General features: G+C 61.1%; 18 protein-coding genes. 5 read left to right on the top strand and 13 right to left on the bottom strand.

Annotated features, from left to right (window positions below):
- The first annotated feature begins 120 nt into the window (after positions 1–120).
- A complete protein-coding gene (locus P3T24_RS00980) occupies positions 121–1,062 on the top strand; it encodes a LysR family transcriptional regulator (RefSeq protein ID WP_074269121.1) in 942 nt (313 codons plus the stop codon).
- A gap of 96 nt (positions 1,063–1,158) precedes the next feature.
- The gene (locus P3T24_RS00975; RefSeq protein WP_074269122.1) at positions 1,159–1,473 is read left to right on the top strand and encodes a hypothetical protein; all 315 of its coding nucleotides are present in this window, start codon (positions 1,159–1,161) and stop codon (positions 1,471–1,473) included.
- A 67-nt stretch (positions 1,474–1,540) separates the two neighbouring features.
- On the opposite strand, the gene P3T24_RS00970 is transcribed toward P3T24_RS00975, so the two are convergent.
- The 6 genes from P3T24_RS00970 to P3T24_RS00945 form a co-directional block, all read right to left on the bottom strand.
- On the bottom strand, positions 1,541–2,260 hold the full coding sequence (locus tag P3T24_RS00970) for an NAD(P)(+) transhydrogenase (Re/Si-specific) subunit beta (protein WP_429431612.1): 720 nt from the start codon (positions 2,258–2,260) through the stop codon (positions 1,541–1,543).
- A 37-nt stretch (positions 2,261–2,297) separates the two neighbouring features.
- Positions 2,298–3,113 (bottom strand): fumarylacetoacetate hydrolase family protein, encoded by an 816-nt coding sequence (locus P3T24_RS00965; RefSeq protein WP_429431609.1) that lies wholly within the window; start codon positions 3,111–3,113, stop codon positions 2,298–2,300.
- Positions 3,114–3,127: 14 nt separating this feature from the next.
- On the bottom strand, positions 3,128–4,375 hold the full coding sequence (gene frc / locus P3T24_RS00960) for a formyl-CoA transferase (RefSeq protein WP_429431606.1): 1,248 nt from the start codon (positions 4,373–4,375) through the stop codon (positions 3,128–3,130).
- Between the two features lie 27 nt (positions 4,376–4,402).
- A complete protein-coding gene (locus P3T24_RS00955) occupies positions 4,403–6,166 on the bottom strand; it encodes a thiamine pyrophosphate-binding protein (protein ID WP_429431603.1) in 1,764 nt (587 codons plus the stop codon).
- A 278-nt stretch (positions 6,167–6,444) separates the two neighbouring features.
- On the bottom strand, positions 6,445–7,164 hold the full coding sequence (locus P3T24_RS00950) for a GntR family transcriptional regulator (RefSeq protein WP_429408246.1): 720 nt from the start codon (positions 7,162–7,164) through the stop codon (positions 6,445–6,447).
- Entirely contained in the window at positions 7,142–7,402 is a 261-nt protein-coding gene (locus P3T24_RS00945; RefSeq protein WP_074269128.1) for a hypothetical protein, read from the bottom strand. Before P3T24_RS00945 ends, P3T24_RS00950 begins: the two co-directional genes overlap by 23 nt.
- 427 nt (positions 7,403–7,829) lie before the next feature.
- Here P3T24_RS00945 and shiA point away from each other — a divergent pair, with 427 nt between their 5' ends.
- The 3 genes from shiA (at position 7,830) to P3T24_RS00930 (ending at position 11,085) form a co-directional block, all read left to right on the top strand.
- Entirely contained in the window at positions 7,830–9,146 is a 1,317-nt protein-coding gene (shiA, locus tag P3T24_RS00940) for a shikimate transporter (RefSeq protein ID WP_074269129.1), read from the top strand.
- Between the two features lie 395 nt (positions 9,147–9,541).
- Entirely contained in the window at positions 9,542–10,945 is a 1,404-nt protein-coding gene (locus P3T24_RS00935) for an L-lactate MFS transporter (RefSeq protein ID WP_074269130.1), read from the top strand.
- A gap of 11 nt (positions 10,946–10,956) precedes the next feature.
- Complete coding sequence (locus P3T24_RS00930; RefSeq protein WP_074269131.1) at positions 10,957–11,085, top strand: MFS transporter small subunit; 129 nt, start codon at positions 10,957–10,959, stop codon at positions 11,083–11,085.
- A gap of 90 nt (positions 11,086–11,175) precedes the next feature.
- On the opposite strand, the gene P3T24_RS00925 is transcribed toward P3T24_RS00930, so the two are convergent.
- From P3T24_RS00925 to P3T24_RS00895, 7 genes are all read right to left on the bottom strand, one after another.
- Positions 11,176–12,393 carry a sensor histidine kinase gene (locus tag P3T24_RS00925; RefSeq protein ID WP_429285986.1) on the bottom strand — a complete coding sequence of 406 codons (1,218 nt, stop codon included), beginning with the start codon at positions 12,391–12,393 and terminating at the stop codon, positions 11,176–11,178.
- A gap of 138 nt (positions 12,394–12,531) precedes the next feature.
- On the bottom strand, positions 12,532–12,957 hold the full coding sequence (locus P3T24_RS00920) for a DUF3830 family protein (protein WP_429285987.1): 426 nt from the start codon (positions 12,955–12,957) through the stop codon (positions 12,532–12,534).
- A 144-nt stretch (positions 12,958–13,101) separates the two neighbouring features.
- Positions 13,102–14,691, bottom strand: coding sequence for an aspartate:alanine exchanger family transporter (locus P3T24_RS00915; protein WP_429431601.1), 1,590 nt, complete (start codon positions 14,689–14,691; stop codon positions 13,102–13,104).
- Between the two features lie 51 nt (positions 14,692–14,742).
- On the bottom strand, positions 14,743–15,684 hold the full coding sequence (locus P3T24_RS00910; protein ID WP_429431598.1) for a bifunctional enoyl-CoA hydratase/phosphate acetyltransferase: 942 nt from the start codon (positions 15,682–15,684) through the stop codon (positions 14,743–14,745).
- 108 nt (positions 15,685–15,792) lie between these two features.
- Entirely contained in the window at positions 15,793–17,088 is a 1,296-nt protein-coding gene (locus P3T24_RS00905) for an NAD(P)/FAD-dependent oxidoreductase (RefSeq protein ID WP_429431595.1), read from the bottom strand.
- Positions 17,085–17,855, bottom strand: coding sequence for an amino acid ABC transporter ATP-binding protein (locus tag P3T24_RS00900; RefSeq protein WP_429408253.1), 771 nt, complete (start codon positions 17,853–17,855; stop codon positions 17,085–17,087). Before P3T24_RS00900 ends, P3T24_RS00905 begins: the two co-directional genes overlap by 4 nt.
- Positions 17,852–18,508 carry an amino acid ABC transporter permease gene (locus P3T24_RS00895; protein WP_074269138.1) on the bottom strand — a complete coding sequence of 219 codons (657 nt, stop codon included), beginning with the start codon at positions 18,506–18,508 and terminating at the stop codon, positions 17,852–17,854. The genes P3T24_RS00900 and P3T24_RS00895 overlap by 4 nt, the downstream gene beginning before the upstream one ends.
- Positions 18,509–18,535 lie beyond the last annotated feature (27 nt).

Raw genomic sequence — 18,535 nt, 5'->3', positions numbered from 1 at the left:
CCCGATAACCACTCTTCTCCACTCTGCTTTATAAATTCATGCTAGGGTCATTACTGAATTACGGATAATTAAAGTTTGTTAGTATGTCGATTCATATTCGCTTATACATCGGCCACGACGATGAGAAATGCGACACTCCGGCAATTGAAGGTCTTCGAAACGGTCGCACGTCATCTGAGTTTTTCGCGCGCGGCGGAAGAACTGCATCTGACTCAACCCGCGGTCTCCACTCAGGTGCGTCAACTTGAAGAGCATGCGGGGCTGCCGCTCTTCGAGCAGCTCGGCAAGAAGATTTACCTGACGCCTGCCGGCACTGAGATGCTCCATTACAGCCGCGCGATCATCCAGCAGTTTCACGAAGTGGATGAAGCGATGAGCCAGTTGAAGGGCGTCTCGGGGGGCAAACTGAATGTCGCGGTCATCAGCGCGGGCGACTACTTCTTCCCACGGCTGCTCGCCGAATTCACGCGCCGCTACGCCGGCGTCGTGCTCAATCTGGCAGTGCATAACCGCGAGGAATTGCTGCATCAACTGTCCACTAATCAGACCGACCTCGCGATCATGGTGCGTCCGCCGCATGAGATGGACGCCACCAACGAACCGTTTGCGCCGCACCCGTACGTGATCGTCGCTGCGCCGAACCATCCGCTCGCCCACAAGCGCAACATCAAGTTGAGTCAGTTGGCGAACGAAGCGTTTATCGTTCGCGAGCGCGGTTCGGATACGTGGAATTCCATGGAAGAAGGTTTTGCCGGCCGTCTCACCAACCTCAAGATCGCCATGGAGATCAAGAGCACCGAGACCATCAAGCAAGCCGTGATTGCCGGCATGGGCATTGCCTTCCTGTCCGCACACACGATCAGCCTCGAACTGCAGGTGGGTCACCTCGTGGTGCTCGACGTCGAGACCTTTCCGGTCATGCTCAACTGGTACGTCGTGCATCGGCGCAACAAGCGCCTGCCGCCCGTTGCCGTCGCTTTCAAACGCTTCCTGATGGAGGAAGGCGCCGCACTCATCGAGACGATCACGCGCGTGAAGGAATTGAGCGTACATAAACAATAGGCTATGGACTTCCAATAAAACTTTAACTATTGCGAATCCACCGTCGCTCCTATGCTTGAGTCGAATCACCACACTCATTTGTATAGGAGTCCGATCATGAGTCACGCTTCGTTCGTATCGCATGCCAGCACGCGTACCGCCCGCGTTGCCCCGGACAGTCCCGATGATGCCCATCTGAGCGCCTACAACGCTGCCTTCAGCGACCTTGGCCTGAGGTTCCGCTGGGACCGCGACACGCTCGATGCGCTTCATGAATTCGAAAGTGAAGTGGCACGTATCACTGCCTATATCAACCGGCACCACGCCCATCTTCACAAGGCTTACGACGCTGAGTTCCTTGCCCAACTGATTCTGCGCAAGAAGACCCAGTACTACTGCCAGTTCGCACCGTTCGGCGACAGCAGTTTCTAATGCTTCGACTACTTTCCCGCGGCGCATTCACACATCCTGGCGGCCGGCTTTGCGGCCGGCCATGCCACTACTCTCGAGATACCGCACGAATCGCGCGATCTCCTTCCTGGTAGCAACAACGCCGGCGACACTTGCCCCGAGCACTCCACGCGAGAACGTCACGGGCGCGGCGTCCCGGCCGGCGGGCATCGAAACGCCTGGGGCCAGGCACATTGCGTATTCCATCCACCAGCGACCACTTCCGCGCGAAATCATCGTCCAGAAGAGCCGGCATCTGCTCGTCGGGCCATTCGAAACCGTCCGTTACTGCGAGCGCGACGCGACGCTGCACGACCCCACAACGCACCGGCGAGCGCTCATCGAAACGGCCGTCAAGCCCGTAACGGCCAGATCCGACGCCGCCGCTCACCATCAGATGCGCGCCCAAAGCGGCCGCGAGCAGACTCTCTGCCAGCAACACGGCGACGCCGAACGTCGGCGCGTGCTCGGTGACGAAGCCATAACCCATCCACACCGAGAGCAGGAGTGCCGTCAGATTGACCACGCCGCCGCCCGGATGCACCGCCATGCGTGCGGCGAACCTGCCGCGCAAGGCCAGCCACAAAACCGCCGACCCGGCAAAGATCAATGCTCCGGCAAACACGGCGATGTACAACACGATGCGCATGAGGTTTTCGCAGGACGTCGCGCAGAGATAGCGTGCGAATCCTCCTGCCATCGCCGCGAGCCCCGTTGCGGTGCCAAGCACTGCAGCAAAGTGCGGCCTGCGGGTAAGTAAATCCAGCATTCGCTTCCCCCTCATGCGTGCTGTGCTGCGACCGCTTTCAGGCGGCGTTCGCTGCGCCCGCTACCATGGCGGCAGCGGCGTCCTGCGTTCCGACTAACGTATTGCTCAATGTGCCGATGCCCGCAATCGTCACCGCCACGGTTGCGCCGTCCTTGATCGAACCCACGCCAAGCGAGGTGCCGCAAGCGATCACGTCGCCAGGTTCCAGCGTGAGATCCTGCGAGATCAGACTCACCTGCTCAGCAGGAGAGAACACCATGTCAGCCAACGGATAGTTCTGCCGCTCCACACCATCGAGCGTCGTTACCACGCTACCTGCCTGCCAGTCGAAACCGGAGACGATGGCCGGTCCGATGCAGCAAAACGTATCGAAGCCCTTTGCGCGGCACCACTGCGGAAAATGCGGGTTCTCGCCGAGCAGGTCGGCTGCTGTCACGTCATTGACGATGGTGTAGCCCAGGATCGCAGCCTCGGCCTCCTCGAGACTCGAGTCACGGCAACGACGTCCGATCACGATGCCGAGTTCCCCCTCGTAGACGATCTTGCCCGCGTAGCTCACCGGCCGCCGTATTGCATGGCCGGCGCCGACCACCGAACTCGCAGACTTCAGCAAAAACAGCGGATGCGCGGGTACCGGTTTATCGAGTTTCGCCGCGAGCGCGTGATAGTTGTTCCATAGCGCGACAATCTTTCCTGGCGCGCACGGTGCAAGCGGCGTCAACGCCCGCGTCGACAACACCTCGCCGGTCGGCACACGCCGATCCAGACTTTGATACTCGTGCAGGTAACCACCTTCGACGCGGCCGAACACAATCTCGCCGTCGCCCGACATAAAGCGCATCCACGTATCCACAGCCTGCTCCTCGTTCAGATCGCACCAGCCGCGCGCAAAGCGCCGATCTGTTCAGGCGAATAGCCGAGTTCGGCCATCACCTCGTCGGTGTGTTCGCCCAGTAACGGCGAACGCGTTACATCCGTCGGACTATCGGACAGTTTGATAGGATTGCCAACCGTCAGATATTTGCCACGCACTGGGTGATCCACTTCAACGATCGTGCCGGTCTTGCGCAACGAAGGTTCTTCCGCAAGCTCCTTCATGGAGAGGATCGGGCCGCACGGGATATCGTATTCGTTGAGAATCTGCATGGCCTCGAACTTGGTCCGGGTCATGGTCCAGTGCTCGATCTCCGCGAAGATTTCCTTCAGCCGCGGCAAGCGTGCGGCAGGCGTCGCGTAGTCGGGATCCGTGGTCCACTCTTCCTTGCCGATCACATTGCAGATCTTCGCCCAAACGGGCGCCTGCGCGATGAAGTAGATATAGGCGTTCGGGTCCGACTCCCAGCCCTTGCACTTCAGGATCCAGCCAGGCTGGCCGCCACCCGATGCATTACCGGCACGCGGCACCGCTTCGCCGAACGTGCCGTTCGGATACTGCGGGTATTCCTTCATCACACCGGTGCGATCGAGCCGCTGCTGGTCGCGCAACTTCACGCGGCACAGGTTCAGCACGCCGTCCTGCATGGCGGCAAGCACCTTCTGGCCACGTCCCGTCTGCGTGCGCTGGTATAGCGCAGTGACGATGCCAAGCGCGAGATGGAGACCCGTGCCGCTATCGCCGATCTGCGCACCGGTCACGACCGGCGGGCCGTCGTCGAACCCTGTGGTCGACGCCGCGCCGCCCGCGCACTGCGCGACGTTTTCGTAGACCTTGCAGTCCTCATAGGGTCCGGGGCCGAAGCCCTTCACGGACGCCACGATCATGCGCGGGTTGAGTTCCTGGACGCGCTCCCAGGTGAAGCCCATCCGGTCGAGCGCGCCCGGGGCGAAGTTCTCGACCAGCACGTCGCATTTCTGGATCAGCGCTTCGAGCACCAACTTGCCTTCGGGGTTCTTCGTATCGATCGTGACCGAGCGCTTGTTGTGATTGAGCATCGTGAAGTAGAGGCTGTCCGCCTCCGGAACATCGCGCAACTGCTCGCGCGTGATATCGCCGGCACCGGCCCGCTCCACCTTGATCACATCCGCGCCGAACCAGGCGAGCAGTTGCGTGCAGGTCGGGCCCGATTGCACGTGTGTGAAATCGAGGATGCGCACACCGTCGAGTGCTTTACCCATGTCGTATCTCCAATATTTCCGTCGTTTTTACTTGTACATGGTCTGGTTCTTCGTACCCGGCGCGTACTCGCGCGGATCGACCCAGATGTTCACCACCGCCGAGCGTCCGGTGCGATGAATCGCCTCACGCGCGCGTTGCAACGCCCCTGCGATAGCCGCCGGATCGCGCACTTCTTCGCCGTAGCCACCCAGCATTTCGGCAAACTTGCTGAACGGCACGTCCCCCAGCAGATTGCCGACGTTGCCGCGCTCCTCGCCGTACTTCGCAAGCTGGCCGTAACGGATCTGGTTCATCGCAGAGTTATTGCCGATCACGGCGAGGTACGGCGCGCCAAAGCGATTGGCCGTTTCCATATCGAACGCGGTCATGCCAAACGAACCGTCGCCGTAGTAGCAGAGCACTTCCTTGTGTGGATGAGCGAGCTTCGCGGCCAGTGCGAAGCCCGTGCCGACACCGAGCGAGCCGAGTGCGCCAGGATCCATCCATTGCCCCGGACGGCGCGGGCGCACTGCTTGCGCCGAGATGGTGACAACATCGCCGCCGTCGCCGATATAAACCGTGTCATCCGCGAGAAATTCGTTGAGTTCGTAAGCGACGCGATAGGGATGAATGGGCGTGTTGGCGGACCTGAAAAGCGGCATCAGCTTTTCCGTCGCGGTGACTTCGGCGTCCTGCAGTTGCGCCATCCATTTACGGCGCGCCTGGCGCTTGTCGTCTTTAAGACGACCGCTTGCCGCCTGCAACACTGCGGCGAGAATCGCGCCTGGATCCCCGACGAGACCGAGATCGATATCGCGGTTCTTGCCCACTGTGCGGTAGTCCATATCGATCTGCACCAGCGTCAACTCTTTGCTGATGCGTTTGCCATAGCCCATGCGGAAATCAAAAGGAGTCCCAACGACGATCAGCACATCTGCGTTTGCAAAAGCCTGCGAGCGCGTTCGATCGAAGTGATGCGGATCGCCCGGCGGCAGCAGGCCACGACTGGCGCCGTTGAAGTAGCCCGGAATATCGAGTCCGCGCAACAGCGCCACCGCCTCTTCGTGGCCGCGCGCGGTCCACACCTGCTGACCGTAAAGGATCGCGGGACGCTCGGAATTGACGAGAATGTCAGCCAGTTTCTCGATGTCGCGCGGGTCGCCGATCGACTTCGTCGACGCCCGGTAATGGCCCGGCAGCGGCACCACGGCGCGCGTCAACTCGACTTCGCGGTCGAGCACGTCGCGGGGAATTTCCAGGTACGCGGGACCCGGCGCGCCATTGAAGCATTCGCGCACAGCCATCGAAACCATGTCCGCGACCCGCTCCGTGCTCGGCACGCTGGCGGAAAACTTAGTAATCGGCGCCATGATGTCGACGTGGGGCAGATCCTGCAGCGAACCCATCTTGTGCTGCGAGAGCGCACCCTGGCCGCCGATATGGAGGACCGGGCTCTCCGAACGGAACGCCGTAGCGATGCCGGTCACCGCATTCATGCAGCCCGGCCCTGCGGTCGTCACCACGCATCCGAGCTTGCCGGTCTGCCGCGCATAACCATCGGCGGCGTGCGCCGCAACCTGTTCGTGACGCACGTCGATGATGCGAATTCCCTCGTCGACACAACCATCGTAGATATCGATGATGTGGCCACCGCACAGCGTGAAGATCGTGTCGACCCCTTCGTTCTTCAGCGCCTTGGCGACCAGATGGCCGCCCGAGACGACACCGGCATCGCGAGTCTTCTGCTTGAGCGTGTCATCGGCCGTCGTGCTGCCCTTAGCGGTACTGAGGGATGAAGCAACTGCAGACATGGTCGTCTCCTTGTCGGCACTTCGTAAGCGTCAGCGGCCTGTTCAATACGGTATGTGATATATCACGTTCAGGCAAGACCAATTTCGACCTGATGATTGACGTGAGATTCGAGCGCGGGAGGCTTACCTGGAGCGGCTTTCGCCGTAAAAGGCGGGCTATTTCCGTTCCGGGGCAAGGGAAAATACTGAGGAAGGCTGAAGGTCAGACGGGAGAGATAGAGACGAGACGAAGCAAAACGCGGCGAAGCGAGCGCAGTCAAACACCAGCCATTAAACGCTCAATCCAGAAAGTCGCAATTCGCTTCGACAAATGCAGCGAGATCGAGCGAGTGCTGCCGCGCAAGTCGCTCAGCTAACTCGGTATCGCGCTTCTCGAGCGCCTCGATGATACGCAGATGATCGACGATAGAACGCGACGCGCGGTCGCTCTGCGAAATCGTCATGCGACGGATAGCCCGCACATGGATGAAGATGTTCTTGATCGTATCGAGGATGATTTGCGACTTCGACAACTCGACAATTGCCTGGTGGAAGGCAATGTTCGCGTCCGAGTATTCGGCAATGTGCTCCGCCGGCGTCGTGTCCTTGAAATTGTCGAACATGTGGCGCAGCGTGGCGATTTCCTCGTCTGTGGCATGCAGCGTGGCGAGCCGCGCTGCCATGCTTTCAAGGGCCGCCCACATCTGGATCATCTCGACGATTTCGCGCTTGCTCTTGCGCACAATATAGATGCCGCGCCGCGGCACCATACGCAGAAAGCCTTCCTGTTCGAGCAGCGTCATCGCTTCGCGCACCGGCGTGCGGCTGACGCCTAGCGATTCGCTCAGCACGCGTTCGTCAAGACGAATCTCATCGCGCGACTGGTAGATGTCAGCGTCGGCAATGGCCTGGCGCAGCATCGCATAGGCCTGATCGCGCAAGCTTGCGCTCGCGCCGATCGGCTGCAATGACAGTGTCAAAGGAGTGGCCACTGCTTCAGTTTGAAGTTCTGACGACATTCATCGCCTCTTGTTGAACATGAGCAGCCGCGTGGGCGCCCGCATTTGTCCTGGCACGAACACCCGAGGGCGGCGCGGGTGTGGCCGGGCTGTCCTGTTCGCCAAGTCCCGCAAAGCGGCCATGTTGCGACGCGAGGACGGCAACCGGTTGCGGAATCCAGCGAGTCAGCAGCACGGTGGCAGCCGAACCCAAACCAACCACAGCAACGGCCAGCAAGGCCAAAGACACCACATCCATTTGCAACTCCAGACGATTGAATGAGCAGATCACTCAATCATATGCTGCAATGCCGCAAATATCAATATTCCGTATGTAGTATATCAGTCAATTATGCGCTGCTACTGTAACATCAAGGTACCATGGCCGTCGCTGAATGGCGTATTCGCGCGCAAATAGCGCGCAGCTTGCGCGGTAAGCATGGACTCACTACACGGCTGGATGCGCCGGCCGCCCTCCTCGCCCTCTTGGTGTTAACGCGGAAAACGCGCGCTATGCGCGCATACTCGGCCGCCAATCGCGCAATATGCCTCAAACGCCGATTGTCGAAGAGGTGCTGTCTCTCTATCCTTCGGAAATCCTGCAGCGGATCAAACGGTACCTGGTCACAGAGCCTGGCCACCTGCCGATCACCCCTGCACTTCCGATATCAGGTAGGAGACACCTCATGACCACGGCAGTATCGACAGCGGCCCCACGCGACGCCGCCACTAACGTCAGCCGCGCCCGCCGGGCCGCGCTGGGCAGCTTTATCGGCGCGGTGGTCGACTGGTACGACTTCCTGCTGTACGGCATCGTCGCCGCGCTCGTCTTCAACACCGAGTTCTTTCCGCACGTCAGCCCGGCGATGGGCACACTCGCGGCCTTCGCCACCTTCGGCGTCGGCTTCCTGTTCCGGCCGCTCGGCGGCTTCATCTTCGGCCACTACGGCGACCGTCTCGGCCGCAAACGCATGCTGGTGCTGACCGTCATGATGATGGGCCTCTCCACTGCCGCAATCGGCCTGCTGCCGTCGTTTCTCAGCATAGGCTGGTGGGCGCCCGTTTTGTTGGTGACGCTGCGTGCCATCCAGGGTTTCGCGGTTGGCGGCGAATGGGGCGGCGCAGCGCTGATGGCCGTCGAAAGCGCGCCTGAGAAAAAGAAGGCGTTCTACAGCAGCGGCGTGCAGGTCGGCTATGGCGTCGGCCTCGTGCTCTCCACCGGCCTCGTGTCGATCATCAGCCATTCGATGGACAATGCCACCTTCCTCGCCTGGGGCTGGCGTCTGCCGTTCCTGTTCAGCGTGCTGCTGGTGTTGATCGCGCTGTGGATCCGCTCGAACATGGAAGAGTCGAAGGAGTTCGTCGAGAAGGTGGTCGAAAAAGGCGCGAAGCGTGCGCGTCTGCCGATCGTCCAAGCGTTGCTCACGCATCCGAAGGCGTTTCTGCTGATCATTGCGCTGCGTCTTGCCGAACTGTTCACGATGTATATCGTGACCGCCTTCGCGCTGAACTATTCGACCGCAAATCTCGGCATGCCGCGCACGTTCTTCCTGAATATCGGCCTGCTGGTGGGCGCGCTGAGCTGCTTCACGATTCCCTGCTTCGCAATCGCCGCCGACCGCTTCGGCCGCCGCCGCGTCTATATGGTCGGCGCGCTGGTCGGCATGCTGAGTGCCGTGCCGTTCTTCCTCGCACTCGATGCGCGCGCAACGATATGGATCGTGATCTTCGCGGTGATGCTCGCCAACGTTGCGCACGACATGATCGTTAGCGTGCAGCAGCCCATGTTCACCGAACTGTTCGGCACCGAGTACCGTTACAGCGGCGCCGGCGTCGGTTATCAGGTGGCGAGCGTCGTGGGCGGCGGGTTCACGCCGTTTATCGCCGTGGGCCTCGTGAGTCTCGCGGGCGGATCCTGGCATCCGGTGGCGGCGTATCTCGGCGTCGGTTGCCTGATCTCGCTGCTGGTCGCGGCGCGGATGAAAACCGGCCGTACTGTTTAAAACGACGATGCAGTAAAACCCCGCAGTGGCGCCCCGTCCTCGGGCGCGCCGTCCTCGGGCGCGCCGTCAATGTCCTGCTATTTCGCGGTTCGATCGACCCGAAAAAATGCCGCCCTGGGCGGCATTTTGCTTTCTTTACCTTACAGCGAAGCGAGCGAGACGCGCCTGCGCCCGTATGCCAGGCGTATTCCTTATGCATTCTCATCTCATATTGCCAAGGCGATCCGCGAGACCTATCGTTGCTTGACGGCCCAGGCGTCGTGCAGAAGTTGAATCAATATGAAATTGAACAACATATGTGCACGGCGCATCTCCCGTGCGATGCCGCGCCTTAAAGCTCAAGCATTGCCCGCGAGCGCCGATAACAAGTAAGAATCGTAATCGGAGACCCAAATATGAGCAGTATTACCGAGCCGCGCAACAACCCAGGCTCTGCACCCTTCTTTTCCAAACAGGCGACCGTTGCTGGTCCAGGCTTCTCGCGCTGGATGGTGCCGCCCGCGGCGCTCGCCGTGCATCTGTGCATCGGCCAGGCGTACGCGTTCTCCGTGTTCAACGGACCGCTCACCAAGGTGATCGGCATCACGCAATCCGCGCCGGACGACTGGTCGTTGACCACGCTCGGCTGGATTTTCTCGCTGGCAATCGTGTGCCTTGGTTTGTCGGCAGCGTTTGGCGGCAAGTGGCTCGAGCGGGTCGGCCCGCGCCGTACGATGTTCACCGCGGCATGCTGCTTCGGCGGCGGCTTCCTGGTATCGGCGCTTGGCGTGTGGCTGCATCAGATTGTGTTGCTGTACCTCGGCTATGGGGTGATCGGCGGCATCGGCCTGGGACTCGGCTATGTATCGCCAGTCTCCACGTTGATCCGCTGGTTTCCCGACCGTCGCGGCATGGCGACCGGCATGGCCATCATGGGCTTCGGCGGCGGCGCGATGATTGCAGCACCGCTCTCCGTCGCGCTGATGAACCACTTCCACAGCGCGACCAGCAACGGTGTTTGGGAAACCTTCGTAGTGCTGGGCATCGCCTACTTCATTTCGATGTCGATCGGTGCGCTCGCGATTCGCGTACCTGCGCCCGACTGGAAGCCGGCAGGCTGGACACCGCCCGTCACTAACCAGAACAAGATGATCTCGCGCAATCACGTGCATATCGATCAGGCGCTGAAGACCCCGCAGTTCTATCTGATCTGGCTCGTGCTGTTTCTGAACGTGACGGCCGGCATCGGCATTCTCGGCCAGGCGTCGGTGATGATTCAGGAAAGCTTCAAGAGCACAGTTACGGCGGCGGCCGCAGCGGGCTTCGTCGGACTGCTGTCGCTGTTCAACATGGGCGGCCGCTTTGTGTGGGCCTCGGCATCCGACTGGATCGGCCGCAAGAATACGTACTTCATCTTTTTTGCGCTGGGTGCCGTGCTGTATTACCTCGTGCCGGGATTTGCCGCCTCGGGGCAGATCGCATTGTTCGTGCTGGCCTACTGCGTGATTCTCTCGATGTACGGCGGCGGCTTCGCAACTGTGCCGGCTTACCTCGCGGATATGTTCGGCACCGCTTTCGTCGGCGGTATTCACGGCCGCTTGCTGACCGCATGGGCAGCAGCAGGGGTGGCAGGCCCTGTGCTGGTGAATTACATCCGTGCCTATGAAGTCGCACATGGCGTGGCCAAGGCCGACGCCTATACGATGACGGTGCACATCATGGCAGTCCTGCTGGTGGTCGGCTTCGTGTGTAACCTGCTGGTCAAGCGGGTGGACGAGAAGCACCACATGAGCGACGCACAACTCAAGAGCGGACAATAAGGAGACCTGATATGAGCACCAATCAAGCTGCCCAACCTACTTCCGCACTCAAGCTCGGTGTGTTCTGGCTATATGTGTTGATTCCCCTTGCATGGGGCGTGGTGAATACGCTGCTGCAAGCGATGAAGCTCTTTAGCTGATCGCGATATCGACATTGACATTGGCGTTGCAACGCGGACGCCCTACGCAAAGACGCGTAGGGCGTCCGTCCTCAAATGCACACGTAGTACTCAGTCCGGCGATTCCAGCCGCAGCGGAAACGTAATTTCAAAGCTCGTCCCTTCACCCTCATAGGAGTCGAAGCGGATCTGCCCGCCAAGCACTCGCGACAACTCCCGCACAATCGCAAGCCCCAGCCCAGCACCGGGAATATCGTCCCCAGTCGCGCGCTCGAATTCCTTGAACACGCGCTCACGGTCCGACACCCCGATCCCGACTCCTGTGTCCGATACCCGCAAACGCCACCGGTCGTCGCCATCAGTCGTCATCGCGAGTTCGACCTGCCCCACCTTGGTGTATTTCGACGCGTTAGTCAGCAGATTGAGCGCTACCTGTTTCAGCTTGAGCCGGTTCGACACCACCGTGCTCAAGCCGGCATCGAAGATAGGGCTTAAACGCAAGCCCTTCGCTTCGATCGCCGGACCGCACGATGCCACCAGTTCGTCGAACAGTTCGCGCAGCGGGAACGCCTCGACGACAAGCGGATTGGTATCGCCAAGCACAACGGAATACTCGACCAGTTCGTCCACGAGGACCTTCATGTCGACCGCCTGGCGATTGGCGAGCGCCAACGCCGCTTCGACCTTGGTGGGTGCGCGCGACATCAATTGCAGCGCCATCGAAAAGACGTTCAGGAAGTTGCGCAGATCGTGCACGACGCTGCGCGTGATCTGCATGCGCGACTCGTACAGATCGCCGACCAGCTTCTGCTTCAGGGTGAGTTCGTGATTGGCGCGTTCGAGCCGGCCAGTGTAATCGTCGATCTTGCGGTCGCGCTCGGTTACCACCTCGCGAATCGACGTCAGCGTAACGAAACTGACAGCTTCATCGATAAAGTGCCGCGCGCGCTCTTCGTGACGCCGCGTGAAATACGGCCGGGATTCGCTGAACTGGACAATCTGGCCGGCCAGCATCTGCCGGAACAGGTCGAGCTCGCGCACCAGTTCGTCGATCCGGTAGCCCTGCTTCCAGCGCAGCTTGCCATGCTTGCGCGCGTTGCGCTCGATGGCCGGCTCGACCTGGTCCAGATCCTGATCTTCAAGCGCGCTGCAGATTTCCTCGAGAATGGCCGGGATATGATCGGAGAGCTGCTCATACGTCAGCCGGTCGGCATCGCTCAGCTCGGTGTCATGGAAGACAGCCCGCATCCAGCGCTCGGTCAGATTGACCTGATCCAGACGAAGGCTTTCGGCAAACGCACGGAGTGGACGTACTTGCGTATCGGACATGAATCAGGGCCTGCCGCCGCGTGGGAACGGGAAAAATGAACGCTCGCCCCTGCCAGCGGGGCTCGCTCGATCACCTACCGTACCAGCGTATCACGCCCGGCTGACGCCAAGCCTCGCGGCCTTCCCTCAGACGATTGACTAGACCAGCTCGAACAGCACGTCCTGGGCACCTTCCCACAGCACCTTGGTGCCGAGTTCACGCAGACGCTCCTTGCCTTCGACGATGGTCAGAAAATGGTTGCCGGCCAGTTGTCCCATCTTGCTGGCAAAACAGCACGAGCCATAGGCGAGGATGATCTCGGTTTCGCTGTAGCCGCCGGGATAAAACAGAATATCGCCGACCGACGGATGGCTCGTGTGATTTTCAAAGCCCACGGCCTTGCCGTCGTTTTCGAGCTTGAAATCGCCGAGCGGCACCCAGCAGCCCTCGCCGCTCCAGCGAACGTGGATGATTTTCTGGCGATACGGCAAGAGCTTCAGGAAGGCGGCGACCGTTTGCGGTGCATCCGGATTGGTTTCGGCAATAAATTCGTAGCCGCAGGAGGTGAGACGAAGTCGGGTCATTGCTGTTGGTCCGCTAGATCAGGTTGAACGGGATGGTCGGCCGGTCGTCATTCTGTGGGCTCCAAAAAGAGCACGACAGGTACAGTTCGGACACCTTCGGTCAGGCCAGTTACGCTGGGAGCGCAAGCCGGATCTTCATCACGGTCAACGCAGCAGTGCCGGCACGATATCCACGAACAGTATCTTGATGATGGTCATGCCGGGGAAAATCATCGCATAGCCGATGTCCGGCTCATCCGTCGGCGCCAGCTTGCTCGCGTAGGCAAGGATAGCCGGATTGCCGCAAGCCCCAGCGACGATGCCCGCCACCTGATCGAACGACATATGGCAAACGAACAGCCCCAGCACGATGACGGGGATAGCGAGCGCCAGCAGTACTACCGCGCCGAGGCCGAGCATCAACAAGCCCGTCTGCGATACCGTCGAGGCAAAGCGCGGGCCCGATGCCATGCCGACCTGGGCGAGAAACAGCGTCAGCCCCAGGTTACGCAGCACAAGGTTAGCCGAGAGCGGAATGGTCCAGTTCAGCCCACCGGTGCGACGCAATTTTCCGAGGATCAGCGCTACGATCAGTACGCCTGATAATCCCAGGCCGATCTTGCCGATGCCAGGCAGAGGGATGCTGATCGCGCCGAGCAGGAAACCTAACGCCATCCCAAGGCCGATTGAGATGTAGCTGAATTCAGCGGTTCCCTTGATCGAATTGCCGAAGAACCTGCGTAGCCCCGCGAAATCCGCGGGATTCGCGAGCAGACCCACGCGGTCGCCGAACTCGAGAACGAGATCCAGGCGCGCCAGCATATCGGCATCGCCGCGCCGCACATGAGCAATCACCGCAGCGTTTTCACCCGGCAAGCCGAGTTCGGCCAGGGTTCTGCCCACCACCGCCGGGCGCGATGCAAATACCCGCAGGTAATCGAGGTGCTGGCGGTCCTTGACCATCCGTCCCGGCTCCGCCTCGCCAAGGCTTTCTCCCGCGAGGTCGAGCGTGGCGCGGTTCGGACCGACCATCAGCAGCAAGTCATGTTCCGCCAGCACCAGGTCGGGCCTGGCCGGTTCGTTGTGATGCGCCCGGCGACGCGCCACGATCTGCACATCCGCAGGCAGACCGCTCATCAACTCAGCCAGCGTTTTCCCCGCAAAATGAGGGTTATCCAGCGAGACCTCGAGTATTTCCATGCCGGCAGCCGAGGGCGCCGCAATCTTCGGCTTCACCAGCGCGAAGGTGATGTACAGCAACAATATCGGCCCCGCCACGCCGAACGGATACGCGACCGAATAGCCCACCGCCGCATCGTCGTTACCGAGCTCCGCGAGCGCCGCCTGCAGCGTTGCCGTGCTGGTGCCTGAGCCGGCGAACAGGCCTAACGCGTGCCCCGGATTGAGCTGATAGATTTTCATGCAGACCAGACTCACGACGCCGGATAGCAGCACGCCGACGAGCGCAATGAGATTCGCCCGGCGTCCATAGGCGCTGCTGAAGCCGAGGAAAAACTGCTTGCCGTACTGCGCTCCTACCGCATACAGAAACAGCGCGAGGCCGAGCGTACCGACCATTGCCGCAGGGGCCGATTTCGGCGCAAACCAGCCGACCGCCAACCCGACGAACAAAACCGCCCCTACGCCGAGAGAAAATCCCTTGATGCTGATTTCCCCCACCACGTAGCCAATCGCGATGGTGAGGAACAATGCGAACATCGGCTGCTGTTCGAGCAGCGCCTTGACGAACTGCATGGCGACCTCCGACTTCGGTTCAGCCGTGGTGCAACAGAGGTTCGGCGCACGTCATAAGATCGCCTTGGTGGGTTGCGCCCGCCTCCAGTTTGCAAACAATGCCGCCACCGCACAGGACGCAAGACGCGCCGTCAGCGAGTCGGCCCGGCTGGTGAGGACGATGGGCAGCCGCGCACCGAGCACGATTCCCGCGACATCGGCGCCGGCCAGGAAGGTCAGGCTCTTGGCGAGCATGTTGCCCGCTTCGAGATCCGGCACGATCAGGATATCGGCCTGGCCCGCCACCGGCGAGTCGATGTGCTTGATCTTCGCCGCATTCAGATCGATGGCGTTATCGAGCGCAAGCGGCCCATCGAGCAGCGCGCCGGTGATCTGTCCGCGATCGGCCATCTTGCACAGTGCGCCAGCTTCAACCGTTGTGGGCATAGTCGGGTTGACCGTTTCGACGGCCGAAAGTATCGCCACTTTCGGCAACCCGACGCCGAGCGCATGGGCAAGATCGATCGCGTTCTGAATGATATGCACCTTGTCCTGCAAGGTCGGAACAATGTTCACAGCAGCGTCGCTCACAATCAGCGGCTGCTTAAGCGCAGGCACGTCCATGACGAAACAATGACTGATGCGCCGCTCGGTACGTAACCCGGTCTCGCGCTTGACCACCGCGCCCATCAGTTCATCCGTATGCAGGCTGCCTTTCATGAGCGCGTCGACCGCTCCTTCGCGTGCCAGGCGCACTGCCGCGTCGGCGGAGGCGTGGCTATGCTCGGCGTCGACAATCGAGTAGCCCGAAATATCCAGCTCGCAAGCGGCAGCAACGGCACGGATTTTTTGCTCCGGCCCAATCAGGGTGGGGATTAACAGATGCTGCCTGGCGGCATCCACGGCGCCGCGCAGCGCACTCTCGTCGCATGGATGAACCACGCCGCAGCGCATCGGTTCGAGCGCCTGGCAACTGGCGATGAGGCGCGCGTATTTTTCGTGCTGGTTTTCCATCGGCTACGGCTCCCAGGACTGCGTGCGGTCGGAGACTGCTGGATAACTGTAGTTGGTCTGATGAATGTTTTCAATGAGCGAACGCTCGACGCATCGTGCGGCCGGCAGTCAGGACAGCGCGTCGAGCATGCGGTACCAGGCGACTCCCGCAGCAATGTAGAAACGCTGCAAGCCATGCAACGGAACGGGCCGGATCGGAGTAGCCGGAAATGGAAACGCCGTACTCGCGTCGCCGCACAAGCGGGCGGCAAGGTGCTTGCCCAGTGTCGTCGCCATAGCGATGCCACGTCCGTTGTAGCCGAGTGCAATCGTGAGGCCCGGAGCCGGTTCGTGAACGTGCGGCAGAAAGTCCGCGGTAATGGCAATGCGTCCCGCCCAGCGGTATTCGTATTCGATCCCCTTGAGCTGAGGAAACAACAGTTGCACAGACCGTTCGAGGTGTGACCAGTCGCTGGCGCTGCGCGGTTCGGAAAACGGCCCGCGCCCCCCCATCAGTAAACGGCCTTGCGAATCGCGGCGAAAATAGAGCAGCAGACGGCGCGAATCGGATGCCACTTCGCCGCCGCTCAGAATGCTATCCGTCACCGCGGGCGCGAGCGGCCGAGTCGCCACAATGAAGCTGTTCGCAGCAATCACCGTTCGCTCCAGTTTCGGCCAGAGCGGGCCCGTATAACCGTTGGTCGCCAGCACGACCCGGCTCGCCGTCACAACCGGGCCGCGTGCGGTTGCGACGCGCCACATGTTCCCCTCGTGAACCAGCGAAGTCGCGAGCGTACCGCCATGCACGGTCACCCCCAGCCCGACCGCGGCCCGTGCAAGGCCGCGCGCGTAACTGAGCGGCTGGATGCTGCCGGCGCGGTGATCGACCCAGCCACCCACGAATGCGTCCGTTCCAACGCGTTGCGACACGGCTTTTGCATCGAGCACGCTCACGGACGCGCCGCGCGCCTCCCACTGGCGCGCGCGTCGCACCACCTTCTCGAGCATCGCAGCTGAATGCGCAGGCTGAATCCAACCGTGGCGCAACGCAGCGCAGTCGATTCCATACCTGTGGATCAGATCGAAAACCGTATCGGCCGCGCCGCCCACGATCTCGACGAGCGCGTTGCCTGCCGTTTCGCCATAGCGCCGCACGAGTTCATCGGGGTCGTATTTAAGGCCCGGGATCACCTGGCCGCCGTTGCGGCCCGATGCGCCCCACCCTGGCTCCGCGGCATCGAGCACACACACGCGCACACCGCGCTCGGCAAGATGTAATGCAGTGGAAAGCCCCGTATAGCCGGCCCCGATGATCGCCACGTCGAACGTTGCGGATTCAGTTAGCGGTGGAGTAGCAGTCGCGGGCGTCGCGGTGGCCGCCCAGAGCGAGTCGGGCAAAGACATCTCAGCGTTGACTGCAATCATTTCGGAGTGCTGGAAGATGGAGAAGATGAAGCGGAGTCATGAGGCGACAACAGACGCCGCAGAAAATCCTGGGTGCGCGGATGCTGCGGACGTTCAAGCACCTCGCTCGCTGCGCCCTCCTCACAGATCGTGCCGCCGTGCAGGAAGCAGACCCGGTCTGCCACTTCGCGCGCAAAGCCCATCTCGTGGGTCACGACGATCATCGTCATACCGTCGCGCGCGAGCGTGCGCATCACATTGAGCACTTCGCCGACCAGTTCCGGATCGAGCGCCGAAGTCGGCTCGTCGAACAGGATGGCCCGCGGTTTCATCGCGAGCGCCCTCGCAATCGCCACGCGCTGCTGTTGACCGCCCGACAGTTCCCCCGGATAAGCGTTGATCCGATGCGACAGCCCCACTTTGTCGAGCAGTTGCCGCGCTTCCTCTCGCGCCACAGCAGGCGCGACCTTCTTGACGTACACCGGACCCTCCATCACGTTTTCGAGCGCGGTGCGATGCGGAAACAGGTTGAAGCGCTGAAACACCATCCCCACCTGCGTACGCAGTTCGTGGATGTTCTTCGCGTGCGCATCGACGCGCGCGCCGGCAATTTCGATCAAGCCGTCGTCATACGTTTCGAGGCCGTTGATGCAGCGAAGCAGCGTCGATTTCCCGGATCCAGACGGTCCGATCAGACACACTACCTGCCCCTGTTTCACGCCGAGCGACACGCCCTTCAGCACATGCTGATCGTGAAACCGCTTGTGAACCGCCCTGACCTCGATCATGTGCTTTTCCTCAATCCAAGCCGCTTTTCAAGCCGGTGCAGGCCAAACACCAACGGCAAGCTGAGTGCGAGATAGAGCAGCGCGACCAGCGTAAACACGGTCATGTTCTGGAATGTCGACGAGGCGATCAACTGGCCCTGACGGGTCATTTCGGCGACGGTAATCGTCGAGGCAAGCGACGAGTCCTTGAGCATCATCACGAGCGTGTTGCAGTACGGCGGCAGCGCGATACGAAACGCCTGCGGCAACACCACGCGCCGCATGATCAGCGCACTGCGCATGCCGATCGACTGCGCGGCCTCGATCTGCCCATGGTCGATCGCTTCGATGCCTGCCCGGAAGTTCTCAGCCTGATAGGCCGAGTAGGCGAAACCGAGCCCTGCAACACCGGCCTGAAATGCCGAGAGCTGAATGCCGATATCCGGCAGCACGAAGTAGATGTAGAACAACTGGACGATAATCGGCAGCCCGCGGATCACGTTGATCACGGTGGTCGCGAACACCGACGCGGCCCGGTTGCGCGATACCTTCAGCAACGCCAGCACCAGACCGAGTACCGAGCTCAATACGAACGAGCAAACGGTAATCTCGATCGTGACGATGGCGCCTTTCAGCAGGATTGGCAGGAACTCGATCGCATTCTGCAGGAACATGGTTCTCCCCGAATTACACCGAAGATG

Origin of the sequence: Paraburkholderia sp. GAS33 (assembly GCF_050436645.1) — a bacterium.
Lineage (GTDB): Bacteria > Pseudomonadota > Gammaproteobacteria > Burkholderiales > Burkholderiaceae > Paraburkholderia > Paraburkholderia phenazinium_B.
Note: the sequence above shows the minus strand (reverse complement) of the source record. Positions and strands in the feature narration are given on the sequence as shown.